Genomic DNA, 16,324 nt, shown 5'->3' with positions numbered 1-16,324 from the left:
CAATGGATGTGTCAATTGAATAAGCCTTCGGCGATGCCGCCGACCTCGTCGGCGATCGCCAGCGATGCGGTCAGGCCCGGCGATTCGATGCCGAACAGGTTGATCAGCCCCGGTATCCGGTGGACCTCGGGGCCGTCGATACGGAAGTCGGCAGCGGCTTCGCCGGGGCCGGAAATCTTCGGACGGATGCCGGCGTAGCCCGGCGCTAGGCTGCCGTCCTTCAAGCCCGGCCAGTAGGCGCGGATCACGTCGTAGAAACGATCGGCGCGGCTCGCGTCGACCTGGTAATCGGGCCGCTCGACCCATTGCACGTCGGGGCCGAAACGCGCTTGCCCGCCATGGTCCAGAGTCAGATGCACGCCGAGGCCGCCGGGCTCCGGAACCGGGTAGATCAGGCGCGAAAACGGCGCCCGGCCGCTCAGCGTGAAGTAACTGCCCTTGGCGTAGTAGGCGCGCGGCAGCGCGTCCTGCGCGATGCCCTCTACCCGCCGCGCCAGATCCGGCGCCTCGATGCCGGCTGCGTTGATCACGCAGCGCGCTCTGAGCTGCGGCTCCGGATCGTCGCCGGCCACAATCGCAATGCCGTCCTGCTGCGGTATCAGCCGCGTGACCGGTGACCGATAGGCCAGCATCGCGCCATGAGCCTCGGCCTGGCCGAGCAGCGACAGCATGTAGCCATGCGAATCGATGATGCCGGTCGACGGTGAAAGCAGCGCGGCCGAGCACTGAAGCGCCGGCTCCAGCTGCAGCGCCTGCGCACGATCGAGCATCTGCAGATCGTCGACCCCGTTGCGCCGTGCGGCGGCATCGATCCTGGCCAGCTCCGGCTGCTGGGCCGCGTGGCTCGCGACGATCAGCTTGCCGCAGCGACGATGCTCGACACCGTAGCGCTCGCAATAGTCGTATAGCTGTTGCTTGCCGCTGACGCAGAGCCGCGCCTTCAACGAACCCTGCGGATAGTAGATGCCCGCGTGGATCACTTCGCTGTTGCGCGAACTGGTGGCCGTTCCGAACGCGTTTTCACGCTCCAGAATGAGGGTCTCGCGGCCGGACATCGCGATACGCCGCGCAATCGCCAGGCCGACCACGCCGGCTCCGATCACGATGCAGTCGACGGTATCCATAGTCAGAGGCGATCAGCGCTTGCGCGCCGCGCCGGTGCTGGCGCGCACGATCAGGCGCGTGTCGATCTCGATCGGCGTCGTCGTGATTTCGCCGCGCAGGCCGGCCAGCACGTACTCGCCGGCCATGCGGCCGATTTCGTCGGTACGCACCTGCAGCGTGGTCAGCGGCGGCTCCAGCAGCGACACGAACTCGATGTCGTCGAAACCGCTGATCGACAGCTCGCCGGGCAGCGCGATGTTCTGCGCGCGCGCCTCGGACAGCGCGCCGGCAGCCAGGATGTCGGTGCAGCAGATCACCGCGGTCGGCCTCGGGCTCAGCGCCAGCGTCTTGCGCATACCTTCGCGCCCCGCCTCGATCGAGAACGGGCCGTAGAAGATGCGCTCGGCCGGCAGGTTGATATCGGCCAGCGCCATCGCGTCGAGCACACCGTCGATGCGCGCACGCGCGCGCTCGTTGTGCTCGGGCTCGCCGGAAATCACCGCGAAATCGCGATGGCCCAGATCCAGCAGATGGCGCACCACGCGGTGCATCGCGCGGCGGTTGGAGATGCCCACGCAGGGATGACCGCGCGCCTCGTCGATCGACCAGGCGCAGACATACGGCAGGCGCGCCTGCTCGATGCGCCGATACACCGCGAGCGGATGATCGGTGCCGATCAGCACGATGCTGTCGATCCCGCGCTGGACCAGGCGCTCGACGATCGACACCTCTTCCTTCAGATCGTATTCGTGCGCCGCGATCAGCAGGTGATAGCCCTGGCGCCCGAGCGTCTTCTGCAGCGCCTGCACGAAGTTCGAGTAGATCGGGTTGTTGATGGTCGGCAGCACCGCGCCGACCGTCATGCTGCGGCGCAGCGCCAACGCCCGCGCCGCGCCGTCCGGCACGTAACCCAGCCGGTCGGCGGCTTCGCGCACGCGCCTCAAGGTGTGCGCCCGCACCGCGTCAGGCGACGACAGCGCGCGCGATGCGCTGCCAAGCGAAACGCCGGCCAGATGCGCGACATCGATCAGCCGCGGGCGGCCGCCGCCGTTGACGTCGGCAGGAGCCGGTGCCTCGATCGCGACTTCGGCGACCTTTGGCTTGGCCTTCGCAGCCGCCACCGGCTTGACCCTGGGGGCGGACTTGGCCAGCGCTTTCACGGCTGTGGGGGCAGCACTCCCGGTTTTTCTGCCGGACTTGGCCATCAGCTCACCGCTCCCCGGCCAGGCACTGCATTGACGATCGTGATTTCGGACATGCGTGTGAGCTTTCCCTGGAGACGGAAACCGAACTTCAGCCTTGCCCTCGCAACAGCGCCCGCGCATTCCCGCGCACCAGAAGCCATCGCCGTAGTAGGACCGATCGAAGTTATCACCGTTTCATTCCGCGCTCAAAAGCTTGACGACGACCCGCGTTCCACGCCGATCGGGGGCATCGTGATCGCGCCGATCGGCACTTAAACCGCTGACCCAACTCTCAACTCCAATACACTGACATTATTTATTTTTGTACTACCGCCCACAACCGGAAAGCGGTCCGTGCAACAGCGCTGCGGAGCCTGCCACGGGACTCGTCAGGCCCTCCAGCAGACCGCGCCAACGAGCCGGTCGGATGATCATACTTGAAGCGCTTACGGCTTTGATAGCCGTCGTGCAAAAAAAGCGGTGCCGGCACGCAAAACGATCCCGTTATTTAGTATCCTATTTATAGCCAGCCGGACCGGGCCTGTCACCGGGCCCGCCGCAACCCACCGAGGAGAGCCTTCGTGTCCAGCGTCGAATACAGCAGCAAGAACGATGTTGCCGTCATCACCCTGATCAATCCGCCCGTCAACGCGATCAGCCAGGGCATACGCGCCGGACTGATCGAGGCCCTGGACCGACTCGCAGCGGACAGCACGGTGCAATCGGCCGTACTGATCGGCGCCGGCGACACCTTCGTTGCCGGCGCCGACATCAAGGAGTTCGGCAAGCCGCTGGCGCCGCCGACCACACTGGAAGCCCTGGCCGCGATGGAAGCATCGAGCAAGCCGATTGTCGCCGCGCTCGCCGGTAACGCTCTGGGCGGCGGCCTGGAGATTGCTCTCGCCTGTCACTGGCGCGTCGCGGTACCGAAAGTGAAACTCGGCCTTCCCGAAATCACGCTCGGCATCATGCCGGGCGCTGGCGGCACGCAGCGCCTGCCGCGCCTGGTCGGCGGAGCGAAGGCGCTGGACATGATCCTCAGCGGTGCGCCGGTCGACGGCAGTAAGGGTCTGCAGCTCGGTATCGTCGACGAACTCGTCGAAGGCGATCCGCTGGAAGGCGCCATCGCCTTCGCGCGCAGGATCGTCGCGGAGAAACGTCCACTGCGCGTGACCAGCCAGCTTCAGGACAAGGTCGGCAACACCGACCCGGCGATTTTCGCCGAAGCGCGCAGCAAGAACGAAAAGAAATGGAAAGGCCTGCTGTCACCGTACAAGATCGTCGAGGCCGTCGAAGCCGCCTGCACGCTGCCGTTTGCCGAGGGCGCCGCGCTCGAACTGAAGCTGTATCGCGAAACCCAGGCCAGCCCGCAGCGCGCGGCGCTGACCTACATGTTCTTCGCCGAGCGCGAGGCCTCGAAGATCCCCGACGTGCCGCGCGATCTGAAGCCGGCGCCGGTGAAATCGGCCTCGGTGATCGGCGCCGGCACCATGGGCGGCGGCATCGCAATGTCGTTCGCCAACGTCGGTGTGCCGGTGAAGCTGCTCGAAGCCAGCCAGGACGCGCTGGACAAGGGGCTGGCCCGCATCCAGGGCAACTACGCGACCTCGGTTGCGCGCGGATCGATCAGCCAGGCGCAGATGGATCAGCGCCTGGCGCTGATCACACCGACTACCGAATACGCGCAGATCGGCGACGCCGACATCGTCGTCGAAGCGGTGTTCGAAAACATGGAAGTCAAGCAGGGCGTGTTCAGAACGCTGGATGGCGTCATGAAGCCAGGTGCAATTCTCGGCACCAACACCTCGACACTGGACATCGACCAGATCGCCAATGTGACGAAGCGCCCGCAGGAAGTGATCGGCATGCATTTCTTCTCGCCGGCCAACGTGATGAAGCTGGTCGAGAATGTGCGCGGCGGCAAGACCTCGCCCGAGATCATCGGCCGCACGATGGCGGTGTCCAGGCAGATCGGCAAGGTGCCGGTGCTCGCGAGAAACTGCGACGGCTTCATCGGCAACCGCGTCCTCGCGGTGTATGGCCGCGAATGCGATTTCATGCTGGAAGAAGGCGCCACGCCCTGGCAGATCGACCGTGCTCTGCAGGGCTTCGGCTTCCCGATGGGGCTGTTCCTGATGCGCGACATGGCCGGGCTCGACGTCGGCTGGCGCATCCGTGCTTACCGCGAGCAGTTCCGCGATAAGACTCTGCGCTATTCGCCAATCGGTGACCGCATCTGTGAACTCGGCCGCTTTGGCCAGAAGACCGGCGCCGGTTATTACAAGTACATCGGCCGCGACGCGACGCCCGATCCCGAGATCGAGGCGCTGATCATAAAAACTGCGGCAGACCTGGGCATCAAGCGACGCGAGGTCAGTGATGAGGAAATCGTCTGGCGCGTGCTCTCGGTGATGGCCAACGAGGGCGCCAAGATCGTCGGCGAAGGCATCGCGATCCGCGCGTCGGATGTCGACGTGACCTACGTGTTCGGCTACGGCTTCCCGCGCCACCAGGGCGGGCCGATGTTCTGGGCCGAGCAGCAGGGTCTGGACAAGGTCTACGCGAAAGTCGCCGGCTATCACGCCGAGCAGGGCTTGTTCTGGGAGCCTGCGCCGCTGCTGGTCAAGGCGGCGAAGAGCGGTGCGAAGAGCTGGAAGGACGCCGCTGTAGAGTAGATGAGCCTCATGCTACGTTTGTATCTACCAGTGTAGACACGTAGATATCATGGCGTTGAACATCGAAAACCCAGAAGTGGAACGCAAAGCGATAGAAGTAAGCCGCATCCTGGCTCTCAACAAAACGGCAGCGATCGAAGGCGCCCTCGATCTGCTACTCGCGCAGATTCAGAGCCGAGGAATGCGAACGCGTAGCGTAGAACTAGGGCGGCGCTTCCGGTGCAGGATGCCCGTTCAGCCGACGAAATTCTGGGCTTGACTCGCAGCGAATAAGCCGCCCGCTTTCTGGTGGACTGAACACGCCGCGCTTTTTGCCGCTCAGGTTCATGCCTGCTACGGCGCGCAGGGTGGTGCACGAAGCATGTTCCTGCCAGATTTTATGGTCGGCGCGCATCCAGCAGTCGAACGCATGACATTGATGACCCGCGACGCGAGGCGCTACAGACCTTACTTCCCAGCGCTGCCCTGAACTCACTCACCCCCGATCCCTGGCAAGCGGGGTTGAAATGAACGGGATCTCACGGCGCTGGAAATCGTCAACCTCCTTAGTTGCGGCAAGATCGGGTGACGCATATTCGCGCGAGCGATGATCCAGGTGCGTTTCGGCTGAAAGCGCGCAGCAATAGCCCGCGCGCACCGCGACACAACTCGGCGGGCTGGGTTGAAGTGAAACGCAAGCCAGCGGTATCTCCGACAAATGGCGCCAGAATTTTCATTTCGGTCTACGTGCTGGAAATGTCGCTTGCGGGACACGCTGAACGGTGAGATTATGATGACTATGATACCCATTCTGACAACGCCTTTAGGTGAACTGCACCAAGCGGACTGCGATCTCTTCCTCGCTGCTCTCGAACCCGATACGGTGGATCTGGCGTTTGCAGACCCGCCGTTCAACCTCGGGAAGACCTATAGCTCGCGCATCAACGATGCGAGGGCGGACGAGGACTATCTCGATTGGTGCAAGGCGTGGCTCGATCAGATGATCCGCGTGCTCAAACCGGGAGGATCGCTTTTTCTCTGGAACCTGCCGAAGTGGAACCTGCCGTTGGGCGCGCACCTCGGCGGCAAGCTGACGTTTAGACATTGGATTTCGGTTGACATCAAGTACTCGCTCCCAATCCAAAATCGTCTATACCCTTCGCACTACTCGCTGCTGTATTTCATCAAGGGTCCCAAACCAGCGATTTTTCATCCGGACAGGCTCCCTGTGCCGTGCTGCCGCCACTGTGGCGGCGAATTGCGTGATTACGGCGGGTACAAGGACAAAATGAACCCGAAAGGAGTGAGCATGTCAGATGTCTGGACCGATATTCCTCCCGTCCGACATGCCAAGTACAAGAAGCGCGCCGCCAACGCATTGTCGCTCAAGCTGATGGATCGAATCGTCACCATGGCCAGCGACCCCGGCTCACTAGTCCTTGATCCCTTTGGGGGATCGGGCACAACCTTCGTTGCAGCTGAGTTGCGGGGCCGGCGCTGGATCGGTTCGGAACTGGATTGCTCTGCTATTGTCGAGCGTTTCGACACAATTGAAGCAGACCGCGAACACCTGGATCAGATCACGCGGAACAAGAACGTGTTGTTCACAAAGTCCGATCTCGAACGCCGCATCAAAGCAGGCAATCCTCTATCCAAGGATTACCGGCTCAGCGACATTGAAGGCGCGTGTCTTTGTGAAACTCCAGACGGCCTACAGTCAGAACTGTTCACTTCCGTTTAGCACGTTTGCGCTTGGAGCGCCCCTGCTTTGCTCGACCATCCTTGCCGGAAGGCAGATAGGGGAAAGTATCGCTATCGGTCAACTCGTCGTGCTCGACCACGCTGATCGCCAACAGCCCCCTCGGTACGCTCACCTTCAGGCTCTCCCAAAGTTCCAGGTATGCGGACAGCTCACCGATATTCCCGATCCGATCTGTCAAATGCACGTACGTCTGCCTGCTCGGAACGATCAACACGCCGACTTGAATTTTCCCGCTGGCCAGCGCGATTGCCAGCTTATTGAGGGATCGGTGCGACGACGAAATGTTGCCCGTCTCCCACTCGATCGCGACCCGGGTGCCACCTGCAGCGGTCGTGACCAAGTCGAAGTCGCCAAAATTCGACGTAATCGGCTCCTGATACGTTTCCAGGCTCGGGTAAAGCCGTATGTCCGGCTGCCTACGATCCCGAGCAAGGTCTACGTCGGCTTCCGATTCCCATCCTTCGACCTCTACGATGAATTTCAAGAACCTTCGACGGAGATACCCCACGCCATTTCGTTCCGACTGACCATCGGGCCGCTTCACTTTCTTTCGTAATGTCAGGGTTCCGGCTCCTACCGGAAAATCAATCTGCTGGATCGCCCGAACGTAACTCGCATGAATCGACGCCCAATCCGGGCTCGACATGAGTCCGCCGCAGTCGAACAACACCAAGGTCCGAAGCCATTTCACTTCGAGGCTCCAGGCAAATCCGGCGTTAGCGCGGCTACATCACACTTCAAAGCGCGGCTAAGTCGGCACAAGACGATAAACGTCAGGTTTCGTTCACCACGCTCGACACCGCCAATGTACGAGCGATCAATTTCCGCCCTGGCAGCCAGATCTTCCTGCGTCCAGCCGAGCGACTCGCGTCGTTCACGAATTCGTTGGCCAAGAACCTTTAGCGGCTGAGTGGTCACGCCACAAGCCTGGCCAAAAGCGGACTATCAGTCCACGGACGATGATACCCATTACATGGCGCCTGAGAACCTTGGACGAGAGCACAGCACGGTCCCTCAGTTGCTCTACACCTCCATCACCGGCACATAAACCGGCCCGGCCATGTGGTAGCCGCCGTCGGCGTGGATCGTGTAGCCGGTGAGGTAGCGGCTGTCGTCGCTGACCAGATACACCGCGGCGCCGCCGATGTCTTCGACCGGGTCGCCGAAGCGCTGCAGCGCGACCAGCGGCAGGGTCGTATCGACATGCTCACTATGCTGCTCGTGGTAGGCGCGGAAGCGCTCGTCGTCGACCGTCGGCATCAGCACGTTGACCAGGATGTTGTCGGCGCCCCACTCCTGCGCCGCGGTGCGCGTCAGCGCGCGCAGCGCTTCGGCGGCGGCGCTGTAGGCGCCGATGTATTCGGCGACGTTCTCGCCGTAGACCGAGCCGAGGTTGACGATGCGGCCGCCGCCGTTGGCGCGCATCAGCGGCTGCAGCGCGCGCATCGCCCACAGCGCGGAATAGAAGCCCTGCGCGAAACCCTGCTCGAATGCAGAGTCCGGCAGTTCTTCAAGCCGCGTCCACTGCGGTTCTTCCATCGCCGCGTTGACCAGGATATCGAGCCGCCCCGCACCCGCGGTGGCTTGCGTGATCGCCGCGAGCAGAGCGTTCTTGTCGGACGGGTCCGCGTGGAAAAACGGCGCATCGAGTTCACGAGCCAGCGCATCACCGGCCGCGGCATCGCGATCGATCAGCAGCAACTGCGCGCCTTCGCGCGCAAAGCGCCGCGCGATGCCACGTCCGGGCTCGCGTCCGGCGCCGACGATTAATGCGAGCTTGTTTTGCAGTTGCGGCATGGCTCAGTTCCTCATATGCGGCTGCAGCGCCTGCACCGGCCGCGAGATACCCATGCCGCCGTCGAGGAAAAACGTCTCACCGGTGATAAAGCGTCCTTCTTCGCAGGCCAGCCCGAGGATCGCGCCGCCGATGTCGGTCTCGGGATCGCCGTGATGCTGCAGCGGCACGCGGTCGCGCATCATCTTGTAGGCCGCGGGATGATTTTCGCGAAAGCTTTTGGAGGCCGCGCTCTCCGCCGACGGCAGCACCACGTTGACGGTGATGCCGTAGCGGCCCCACTCGTTCGCGGCCGAGCGCGTCAGACCGCGGATGCCCTCCTTGCAGGCCGCGTAGTCGGAGGCCCAGCGGCTGCCGTTGATGCCGAAGATCGAGCCGAAGTTGACGATGCGGCCGCGACCCTGTGCCTTCATCATCGGCAAGGCCGCGCGCATCGCCCATAGCGTGGCGTAGAGACCGGACTGCAGCGTCTGGTCCCAGTCGTCATCCGGCTTGTCCTCGATCGGTGTCCACGGCATCACCGTCTGCGCGTTGTTGATCAGCACGTCGAGCCGGCCATAAATCCGACCGGCCTCGGCGACCACGTTCTGGATCTGTTCACGGACGCCGACGTCGGCGGCGACGTAGTGCACATGCGGCGTGATCGCATGCACCTCGTCGAGCATCTCGGTGGCCTTGGCCGCGGTGCGCGAGCATACGATCAGGCGTGCGCCCTCCTTGGCAAAACGCACTGCGAGGCCGCGGCCGATGCCGTAGCTGGCGCCGGTGATCACCGCAACCTGCCCGTCCAGACGACCCATGCTCTCTCTCCTAGCGTGCGCGCCTGAGGCGCTGCCTATTTTTTGCGCGGCGGGCTTCAGCTTGTGATCCAAAGCCAGCGTGCTCTCCGCCACGATTAAATAGTATGCTATCGAAAGAGGAGTGTCATCACCTCTACAAAACCGCCCTGAGGTTCTGCATGAGCGGCAACATCGATTTCAGCGCTCGCGTCGCGATCGTCACCGGGGCCGCCAGCGGCATCGGCCGGGCGATCGCGCTGGCTCTGGCGGCGCGTGGCGCCCGCGTACTCACCAACGACTTGAGCGGAGCCGACGACGTCGCGCGGGCAATTCGCAGCGCCGGCGGCGAGGCGACGGCAGATTCCACACCCGTCGGCGACTTCGACGCCGCGCGCGACATCGTCGCGCACGCCCTCGCCGCCTACGGGCGCATCGACATGCTGATCAACAGTGCCGGTATTTCGGCGCCCGGCGCGTTCACCGACGTCGGAGAGCGCGCGATCCTGCGCGTACTGCAGGTCAACCTGATCGGCGCACTCGCACTGACGCAGGCCGCGTGGCCGACGATGCAGGCCGCCGGTTACGGCCGCATTCTGAATATCGCGTCGAACGCGGCGCTCGGCATGGGCTACTCGGCGGCGTACGCGGCGTCCAAGGGCGGGCTGATTGCGCTGACCAAGGACAATGCGCGCGAAGGCGCCGCGTTCGGCATCAAGGCCAATGCGATGCTGCCGGTGGCGAGCACGACGATGACCGTGAAGATTCCGCCCGGAATGTTTCGCGACTGGATTGATACGCACTTTCCGCCGCAGAAAATCGCGGCCCCGGCGCTGTTCCTGCTCAGCGAAGCAATGCCCGCCAGCGGCGAGATCTTCAGTTGCGGCGGCGGGCGCATCGCACGCACCGCGTACCTGAATACCCAGGGCTACTTCAATACCGAGGCCACACCCGAATCGGTCGCCGATCATTTCGATGCGGTGATGGACACCGCCTCCGCGGTGCTGGTGGAGAACCAGCCGCAGGAGCTGAACCGCTACACCGCGTGGCTGCCGTGGCCGGAGACCGGCGGCATGCCGGGCATCGCCGGCAACAGGAGCATCGCTTGAGCCCGGTACTGGAAACACTGTTCGGCCTGCACGGAAAAATCGCGGTGATCACCGGTGGGGCCGGCGGCATCGGCCGCGAAATCGCGCGCGCACTGGCGCAAGCCGGCGCGCATGCCGTCATCGCCGATATCGATACCGATAACGCCGAATCCCTTGCGTCGGCGCTGCGCGACGAAGGACTCGGCGCATCGGCGACCCGCGTGGATCTGAACGACGAGGCGCAGATCGCCGCGATGTTCGAGCGTGTACGGGCGCAGATCGGCAGCGTCGACATCCTGGTGAACAATGCTGGCAGCTATCCGAAGTACGATTTCTTCAGGATCACGCGCGAGCAATGGGATGCGGTGCATCACCTGAACCTGCGGGCGAGTTTCGTCTGCATGCAGCACGCGATCGGCCAGATGCTCGAGGCCGGGCACGGCGGCCGCGTGATCAACATCAGCTCGGTGGCCTCGCAGCATCCGGCGACCATCTCGAACATGCATTACGCCGCGGCCAAGGCCGGTGTCGATGCACTGACGCGCGGCGCGGCGCTGGAGTTCAGTGGCCGCGGCATCACCGTCAATTCCGTTCTGCCCGGCCCGATCGCAGTAGCGACGGCCGTTGCCCCCACGCCGACTCATTCAGCGCCGGTAACCGGGCCGGCAGCCGATCGACAGCGCTGGCTCGCCGGCCGCTCCGGCACACCAATGGAAGTCGCCGCCGCGGTGCTGTTTTTTGCCGGTGCCGGTGGCGCCTATACCTCGGGCCAGGCGCTGGCCGTCGATGGCGGTTTCCTGGTCAGCTGACGACGATGGACTCGCAGACCTCGCTGGACGCGCGACAACTCAACACTATCATCCTGGCCAGCCCGTTCAATGCCTGGCTGGGCCAGCGTGTCGTCCATGTCGGCGACGATGGCATCCAGGTAGAGGTGCGCTGGCGCGAAGAATTCGTCGGCGGTGCGCAGACCCGGTATCTGCACGGCGGCATCTTCGCCGCGCTGATCACCCCTGCGGCTGTTACGAGGTGGCCGCGCAACTCGGCCGCACCGTTCCTATCTGACGGCGCCGTGAGAAGCCGGTGTTGTGTTGCCAGCTGGTGTAGGGCGGGTCGTGACCCGCCTCTTTTCGGCTCGGACAACAAAACGGCGGGTCACGACCCGCCCTACACCAGCTCGGGGCGCGAGCCGTAGGTCGGCAATCCCTTGCCGACGTGTACCTTCGATACGCAAACGAGGCCTCACGTCGGCAAGGGATTGCCGACCTACCCAGCCGGGCGGACACTCACCAGTCGAAGCGCACCGCGGTCATCTTCACGCGCGTATAGAAATGCAGGCCTTCCAGGCCCTGTTCCTTGAACGCCGAGCCCGACAGCTTGAAGCCGCCGAAAGGCTGGTGCACGTCCCAGCCTGACGTCGGCAGATTGACCGAAACCTGGCCGGTGTCGGCGGCGTCGAGAAAGCGCTGGGCATAGCGCAGGCTGTTCGTGAACAGCGCCGCCGACAGGCCGTAGACCGAATCGTTGACCGCGGCCACGGCTTCGTCGAACGACGCGACGCGGGTGATCGCCAGTACCGGCCCGAACACTTCGTCGCGCCAGATCGGCATGTCGCGAGTGACACCGGCGAGCACCGTCGGCGCAACGTAACAGCCGTTGACATAGTCCGCGCCCGGTGGTGGCGCGCCGCCTTGCAACAAGCTCGCGCCGGATTTCCGCGCGCCTTCGATATGGGACAGCACCTCGGCCTGCTGGCGACGATTGACCACCGGGCCGACATTCGTCGATGCCTCGCTGCCGGCACCGGTCCTGAGCCTGCCCACCGCATCGCACAGACGCGCGACGAAGGCGTCATGCACCGGGTCTTCGACGATCACCCGGCTGGTCGCGGTGCAGCGCTGGCCGGCCTGGCCGAAAGCCGCGCCGACGATGGTCGCGACGGCAAGATCCAGATCGGCGTCGGCCAGCACCACCGAGGCGTTCTTGCCGCCCATTTCGGTCTGCAGGCGCAGGTTGCGGCCGGCGAGCTTGCGACTCAGGCCGAGTCCGACTTCGGTCGAGCCGGTGAAGGTCACCGCCGCCAGTCGAGGATCGGCCAGCACGTGCTTGTCGAAAGTCGCGTGCTCGCACATCACCAGGTTCAGAACGCCGTCCGGCAAGCCGGCATCGACCAGCGCGCGCGTCAGCTGATAGGCTGCGAGCGGAGTTTCGCGCGCCGGCTTCAGCAGCACCGCGTTGCCGCTGATCAGCGCCGGGCCGAGCTTGCGCGCCGGCGTCAGAAAAGGATCGTTCCAGGGCGTGATCATCGCGACGATGCCGACCGGCTCGATCAGCGCCATCGCGCGCGTGCCGGGCCGGCCATCGGCGATGATGCCGCCCTGCGGCAAGCGCGCGCTCGCCGCGTAGAAGTCGAGAAAATCGGCGCTCTTTTCGACTTCGACGCGCGCCTCGGCCAGCGTCTTGCCGTTCTCGCTCGACACGATTTGCGCGATGTCATCCTGCTGCGCGCGCAGCGTGCGGGCGGCACGCGACAGCACCGCGGCGCGTGCGATCGGCGTCGCCGCTTTCCACAGCGCTGCCCCGGCTGCGGCCGCGTCCATCGCGCGCCGAGTCTGCTGCTCGTCCATCAGCTGGAATCGCGCCAGCACCTCGCGCTGATCGGCCGGATTCAGGTCCTGATTCTCGCCCGCCGCGGCGCCGGGTTCCCAGACACCGCCGATGCGGTATGTGAATTCGTAGCTCATCGAAGCTCCAGCAGTAAGCACATGTTTGCCATGACCACTGTAGGAGCGGCCCTTGACCGCGATTGAGATTGCACCGGCGCAATCGCGGTCAAGGACCGCTCCTACAGTTCAAAAAACGGAAGCGGTATTGCGCTATTTGCGCAGCACCGTCACCACACTCGCGCCGCCCAGCCCGACGTTGTGCTGCAGGCCGACGCGCGCGCCCTCGACCTGGCGCTGCTGCGCGTCACCGCGCAACTGCCAGACCAGCTCGCACATCTGCGCGATGCCGGTGGCGCCGATCGGATGCCCTTTCGACAGCAGGCCGCCGGAAGGATTGACCACGACGCGGCCGCCATAAGTGTTCTGACCGTCGCGGATGAAGGCCTCGGCCTCGCCGGGCTTGACCAGGCCCAGCGCGCTGTAGCTGACGATTTCATTGGGCGTGAAGCAGTCGTGCAGCTCGACCACGTCGAGGTCTTCCGGGCCGATGCCGGCCTGCGCGAACGCGCGCGACGCGGCGCGCGCCGAGACCTTGGCACCGACCACGTCGCTCATGCTGCCGCTGGCGAAACTCTCGTCGGTATCGGTGGCCAGCGCCTGGCCCGCGATCAGCACCGCGCGATTCAGACCCAGCCGGCGCTTGGCACGCTCAGAGACGAGCACCGCGGCGGCGGCGCCGCAGGTCGACGGGGAGCACTGGAACAAGGTCAACGGCCCCCAGATCGGCTTGGACGCGAGCACCGCTTCGACCGTGGTCGGCTCGCGGAACAGCGCATACGGATTGTGTTGCGCATGCGCGCGCGACTTCACCGACAGCAGCGCAAACAACGCGTCGCTGTAGCCATATTGCTTTTGCAGCTCGAGATACGAGCCGCCGAACACCTGCAGCGGAATCGCGGTGTCTTCGTCCCAGCCCTGGATCGCGCGCGTGGCCTCCTTGATCTTGGTGAACATCGGCCGATCGGCAAAGGAGTTCTTCGGCGACCCCATCGGCATCTGCTCAAAGCCGACCGCGATCGCGATGTCCGCGTCGCCGCTCTCGACCGCGCGCCGCATCAGGTACACCGCCGACGAGCCGGACGCGCAGGCGTTCTCGACGTTGACCACCGGGATGCCGGTCAGGCCGAGCCGGTACAGCGCCTCCTGCCCGTTGCAGGAGTCACCCATGGTGTAGCCGACAGCGGCCTCCTCGATCTGGGCGTAGTCGATGCCGGCATCGGCCAGCGCCGCACGGATCGCGGTCTCGGCCATTTTCTCGTAGGTCTCGCTCTTGCCCGGCTTCAGGAAAGGGATCATTCCGACACCGGCAATGTAGGCCTTGGACACGGTGTTTCTCCTCTGGGTAATGAAGGAAGTCGACGAAACGAGCGCTTTCCTCGCGCCGCGCCTTCCGATCGGCTTCTTTAAATAGTATCCTATTTAAAGAAGCCGCCGGCAATCATCGCCGGGGCAACGCCGGAAAACCGCCCGTCCATGTCTGACGCCCTGCACTCCCTGACACTCGACGGCCTGCTCGAAGAGCACCGCCGCTCGCATCCCGATCGCATCGCCGCGGTGTTCGAACATCGCGTGTTCACCTATCCGCAGCTCGCCGATCGTGTCATCCAGCTGTCCAACGCGCTGAGCGCTTCGGGCGTCGGTGCCGGCGACCGCGTGCTGTGGATGGGCCAGAACACCCACGTGATCTTCGAGGCCCTGCTGGCCTGCGCGCGCATCGGCGCGATGTTCTGCCCGCTCAACTGGCGCCAGACCGCCGGCGAAATGGCGTTCGTCATCGACGACCTGGAGCCCAGGGTCGTGGTCTGGCAGCAGCAGGAAATCGGCAGCGTGGTACTCGCCGCCAAGGCCCAGGCGCAATGGCAATCCGCGCAGTGGATCGCGTTCGACGCCGAGGGCAGCGGCTCATACGAGGACTACCTGAGTCACGGCGCGAAGCTCGACCCGCTCGCCGCCGAGGGCCGTATCAGCGATGCCTCGCTGCCCTGCCTGCTGATGTACACCGCGGCGTTCTCGGGCAGGCCCAACGGCGCCTTGCTGAGCCAGACCGCGTTCCTGTGGCAGAACCTGTCGCTGATCGACATCCAGGCACTGTCCAGCCAGACCGTGTTCCTGAACTCGGGGCCGCTGTTCCATATCGGCACGTTGATGGTATCAATGGCGACATTCCATGTCGGCGGCACCAATGTGTTCATCCGCCGCACCGATCCCGAAGCGATTGCGCAGCACATCCACAATCACCGCTGCACGCTGGCCTTCCTGGTCGGCAAGACCCAGCACGAGATCGTCGAGATCAATCGTGACGGCCGCTACGATCTGAAATGCCTGCGCTCACCCTGCCTGTCGCCGGAATGGGATGCGATGGTCACGCCGACCAGCGAGCGCAGCCTGTTCGGCTTCGGCCAGACCGAAGTCTGCGGCCCGGTGGTCTGGCAGTACTACGGCTGGGGCCAGTGCCTGTCGCGCAATGGCCGCACCGGCACTGTCGCTCAAGTGCGGGTGTTCGATGCCGACGACAAGGAACTCGGCCCCGGCGAAGTCGGTGAACTCGCGGTGCGCGGCCCGACGGTGATGAGCGGCTACTGGCGGCGGCCCGAGATCAATGCGCGGCGGCAACGCGGCGGCTGGCACTACACCAACGATCTCGGCAAGCGCGAGGTCGACGGCTCGATCAGCTTCGTCGGGCCGAAGACGCAGATGATCAAGTCGATGGCCGAGAACATCTACCCGGCCGAAGTCGAAGGCTGCCTGCGACAGCATCCGGCGGTTGCAGACTGCGGCATCATCGGCGTGCCCGACGACAAATGGGTGCAGAGCGTGAAGGCGATCGTGCAGCTCAAGCCCGATGCGCAGGCGACGGCGGCGGAGCTGATCGAACACTGCCGCGCCAACATCGCTTCGTACAAGAAGCCTCGTCACATCGAATTCGTCACCAACCTGCCGCGCACGCCGTCCGGCATGATCGACTACGCGGCGCTCGACCAGCGGTTTGGCGGCGGCAACTATCCGGGCGGGATGACGCGCGGGGCATAGTGCCGACCGCGCCAGCACGTGAGGCGGGAGCATCCCCAATGTCACTACCTTAGGAAGAAAATCCCCTCTCCCGCTTGCGGGAGAGACCGCCGCAGCTTGGCGCTGCCGGCTTGAGCCCCGGAACCGACCCGCCCCTTCCCCCGCCTGCGGGGGAAGGTTGGGATGGGGGCGAGACGATAGCGCCGCGCCTGCTCGCCCCCACCCC

General features: G+C 64.5%; 16 protein-coding genes. 8 read left to right on the top strand and 8 right to left on the bottom strand.

Features of this window, described 5'->3' with window-relative positions:
- Positions 1 to 11: 11 nt before the first annotated feature.
- Together JWQ90_RS25095 and JWQ90_RS25090 are read right to left on the bottom strand one after the other, a co-directional pair.
- Positions 12 to 1,124, bottom strand: coding sequence for an NAD(P)/FAD-dependent oxidoreductase (locus JWQ90_RS25095; protein WP_299697806.1), 1,113 nt, complete (start codon positions 1,122 to 1,124; stop codon positions 12 to 14).
- A gap of 12 nt (positions 1,125 to 1,136) precedes the next feature.
- The gene (locus JWQ90_RS25090) at positions 1,137 to 2,309 is read right to left on the bottom strand and encodes a substrate-binding domain-containing protein (protein WP_299697805.1); all 1,173 of its coding nucleotides are present in this window, start codon (positions 2,307 to 2,309) and stop codon (positions 1,137 to 1,139) included.
- 30 nt (positions 2,310 to 2,339) lie between these two features.
- On the opposite strand from JWQ90_RS25090, the gene JWQ90_RS25085 reads away from it, so the two are divergent.
- From JWQ90_RS25085 to JWQ90_RS25075, 4 genes are all read left to right on the top strand, one after another.
- Complete coding sequence (locus JWQ90_RS25085; protein ID WP_299697804.1) at positions 2,340 to 2,564, top strand: hypothetical protein; 225 nt, start codon at positions 2,340 to 2,342, stop codon at positions 2,562 to 2,564.
- 305 nt (positions 2,565 to 2,869) lie between these two features.
- Positions 2,870 to 4,963, top strand: a complete 2,094-nt coding sequence (locus JWQ90_RS25080) for a 3-hydroxyacyl-CoA dehydrogenase NAD-binding domain-containing protein (RefSeq protein ID WP_299697803.1) — start codon at positions 2,870 to 2,872, stop codon at positions 4,961 to 4,963.
- A gap of 49 nt (positions 4,964 to 5,012) precedes the next feature.
- Positions 5,013 to 5,222, top strand: a complete 210-nt coding sequence (locus tag JWQ90_RS29300; RefSeq protein WP_366919593.1) for a type II toxin-antitoxin system VapB family antitoxin — start codon at positions 5,013 to 5,015, stop codon at positions 5,220 to 5,222.
- Positions 5,223 to 5,705: 483 nt separating this feature from the next.
- The gene (locus JWQ90_RS25075) at positions 5,706 to 6,683 is read left to right on the top strand and encodes a site-specific DNA-methyltransferase (RefSeq protein ID WP_299697802.1); all 978 of its coding nucleotides are present in this window, start codon (positions 5,706 to 5,708) and stop codon (positions 6,681 to 6,683) included.
- Here the strand turns inward: JWQ90_RS25075 and JWQ90_RS25070 are convergent.
- From JWQ90_RS25070 to JWQ90_RS25055, 4 genes are all read right to left on the bottom strand, one after another.
- A complete protein-coding gene (locus JWQ90_RS25070) occupies positions 6,670 to 7,395 on the bottom strand; it encodes a hypothetical protein (RefSeq protein WP_299697801.1) in 726 nt (241 codons plus the stop codon). The genes JWQ90_RS25075 and JWQ90_RS25070 overlap by 14 nt on opposite strands.
- Positions 7,392 to 7,622, bottom strand: a complete 231-nt coding sequence (locus JWQ90_RS25065; protein ID WP_299697800.1) for a helix-turn-helix transcriptional regulator — start codon at positions 7,620 to 7,622, stop codon at positions 7,392 to 7,394. Before JWQ90_RS25065 ends, JWQ90_RS25070 begins: the two co-directional genes overlap by 4 nt.
- A 105-nt stretch (positions 7,623 to 7,727) precedes the next feature.
- Entirely contained in the window at positions 7,728 to 8,501 is a 774-nt protein-coding gene (locus JWQ90_RS25060; protein WP_299697799.1) for an SDR family oxidoreductase, read from the bottom strand.
- 3 nt (positions 8,502 to 8,504) lie between these two features.
- Complete coding sequence (locus tag JWQ90_RS25055; RefSeq protein WP_299697798.1) at positions 8,505 to 9,299, bottom strand: SDR family oxidoreductase; 795 nt, start codon at positions 9,297 to 9,299, stop codon at positions 8,505 to 8,507.
- Between the two features lie 158 nt (positions 9,300 to 9,457).
- On the opposite strand from JWQ90_RS25055, the gene JWQ90_RS25050 reads away from it, so the two are divergent.
- The 3 genes from JWQ90_RS25050 to JWQ90_RS25040 are packed head-to-tail and all read left to right on the top strand — an operon-like array spanning position 9,458 to position 11,558.
- Positions 9,458 to 10,384 carry an SDR family NAD(P)-dependent oxidoreductase gene (locus JWQ90_RS25050; RefSeq protein WP_299697797.1) on the top strand — a complete coding sequence of 309 codons (927 nt, stop codon included), beginning with the start codon at positions 9,458 to 9,460 and terminating at the stop codon, positions 10,382 to 10,384.
- Entirely contained in the window at positions 10,381 to 11,172 is a 792-nt protein-coding gene (locus JWQ90_RS25045) for an SDR family oxidoreductase (RefSeq protein ID WP_299697796.1), read from the top strand. Before JWQ90_RS25050 ends, JWQ90_RS25045 begins: the two co-directional genes overlap by 4 nt.
- Before the next feature lie 5 nt (positions 11,173 to 11,177).
- The gene (locus JWQ90_RS25040; protein WP_299697795.1) at positions 11,178 to 11,558 is read left to right on the top strand and encodes a hypothetical protein; all 381 of its coding nucleotides are present in this window, start codon (positions 11,178 to 11,180) and stop codon (positions 11,556 to 11,558) included.
- Positions 11,559 to 11,649: 91 nt separating this feature from the next.
- Here the strand turns inward: JWQ90_RS25040 and JWQ90_RS25035 are convergent, their stop codons facing one another.
- Positions 11,650 to 13,107: an aldehyde dehydrogenase family protein gene (locus JWQ90_RS25035; protein ID WP_299697794.1), complete on the bottom strand. Its 1,458-nt coding sequence runs from the start codon at positions 13,105 to 13,107 to the stop codon at positions 11,650 to 11,652.
- Between the two features lie 132 nt (positions 13,108 to 13,239).
- Positions 13,240 to 14,415, bottom strand: coding sequence for a beta-ketoacyl synthase N-terminal-like domain-containing protein (locus JWQ90_RS25030; RefSeq protein ID WP_299697793.1), 1,176 nt, complete (start codon positions 14,413 to 14,415; stop codon positions 13,240 to 13,242).
- Between the two features lie 147 nt (positions 14,416 to 14,562).
- On the opposite strand from JWQ90_RS25030, the gene JWQ90_RS25025 reads away from it, so the two are divergent.
- A complete protein-coding gene (locus JWQ90_RS25025; protein WP_299697792.1) occupies positions 14,563 to 16,119 on the top strand; it encodes an AMP-binding protein in 1,557 nt (518 codons plus the stop codon).
- Positions 16,120 to 16,324: the final 205 nt, after the last annotated feature.

Source organism: Hydrocarboniphaga sp., from assembly GCF_028291725.1.
In the GTDB taxonomy this organism is placed as follows: Bacteria; Pseudomonadota; Gammaproteobacteria; order Nevskiales; family Nevskiaceae; genus Hydrocarboniphaga.
This window is presented reverse-complemented; position numbering and strand designations above follow the sequence as displayed.

Excerpts from the sequence above, each read along its gene's own strand:
- JWQ90_RS25055 (WP_299697798.1), bottom strand. The coding sequence starts at position 9,299 with ATGGGTCGTCTGGACGGGCAGGTTGCGGTGATCACCGGCGCCAGCTAC.
- JWQ90_RS25060 (WP_299697799.1), bottom strand. The coding sequence starts at position 8,501 with ATGCCGCAACTGCAAAACAAGCTCGCATTAATCGTCGGCGCCGGACGC.
- JWQ90_RS25095 (WP_299697806.1), bottom strand. The coding sequence starts at position 1,124 with ATGGATACCGTCGACTGCATCGTGATCGGAGCCGGCGTGGTCGGCCTG.
- JWQ90_RS25040 (WP_299697795.1), top strand. The coding sequence starts at position 11,178 with ATGGACTCGCAGACCTCGCTGGACGCGCGACAACTCAACACTATCATC.
- JWQ90_RS25035 (WP_299697794.1), bottom strand. The coding sequence starts at position 13,107 with ATGAGCTACGAATTCACATACCGCATCGGCGGTGTCTGGGAACCCGGC.
- JWQ90_RS25025 (WP_299697792.1), top strand. The coding sequence starts at position 14,563 with ATGTCTGACGCCCTGCACTCCCTGACACTCGACGGCCTGCTCGAAGAG.
- JWQ90_RS29300 (WP_366919593.1), top strand. The coding sequence starts at position 5,013 with ATGGCGTTGAACATCGAAAACCCAGAAGTGGAACGCAAAGCGATAGAA.
- JWQ90_RS25050 (WP_299697797.1), top strand. The coding sequence starts at position 9,458 with ATGAGCGGCAACATCGATTTCAGCGCTCGCGTCGCGATCGTCACCGGG.
- JWQ90_RS25090 (WP_299697805.1), bottom strand. The coding sequence starts at position 2,309 with ATGGCCAAGTCCGGCAGAAAAACCGGGAGTGCTGCCCCCACAGCCGTG.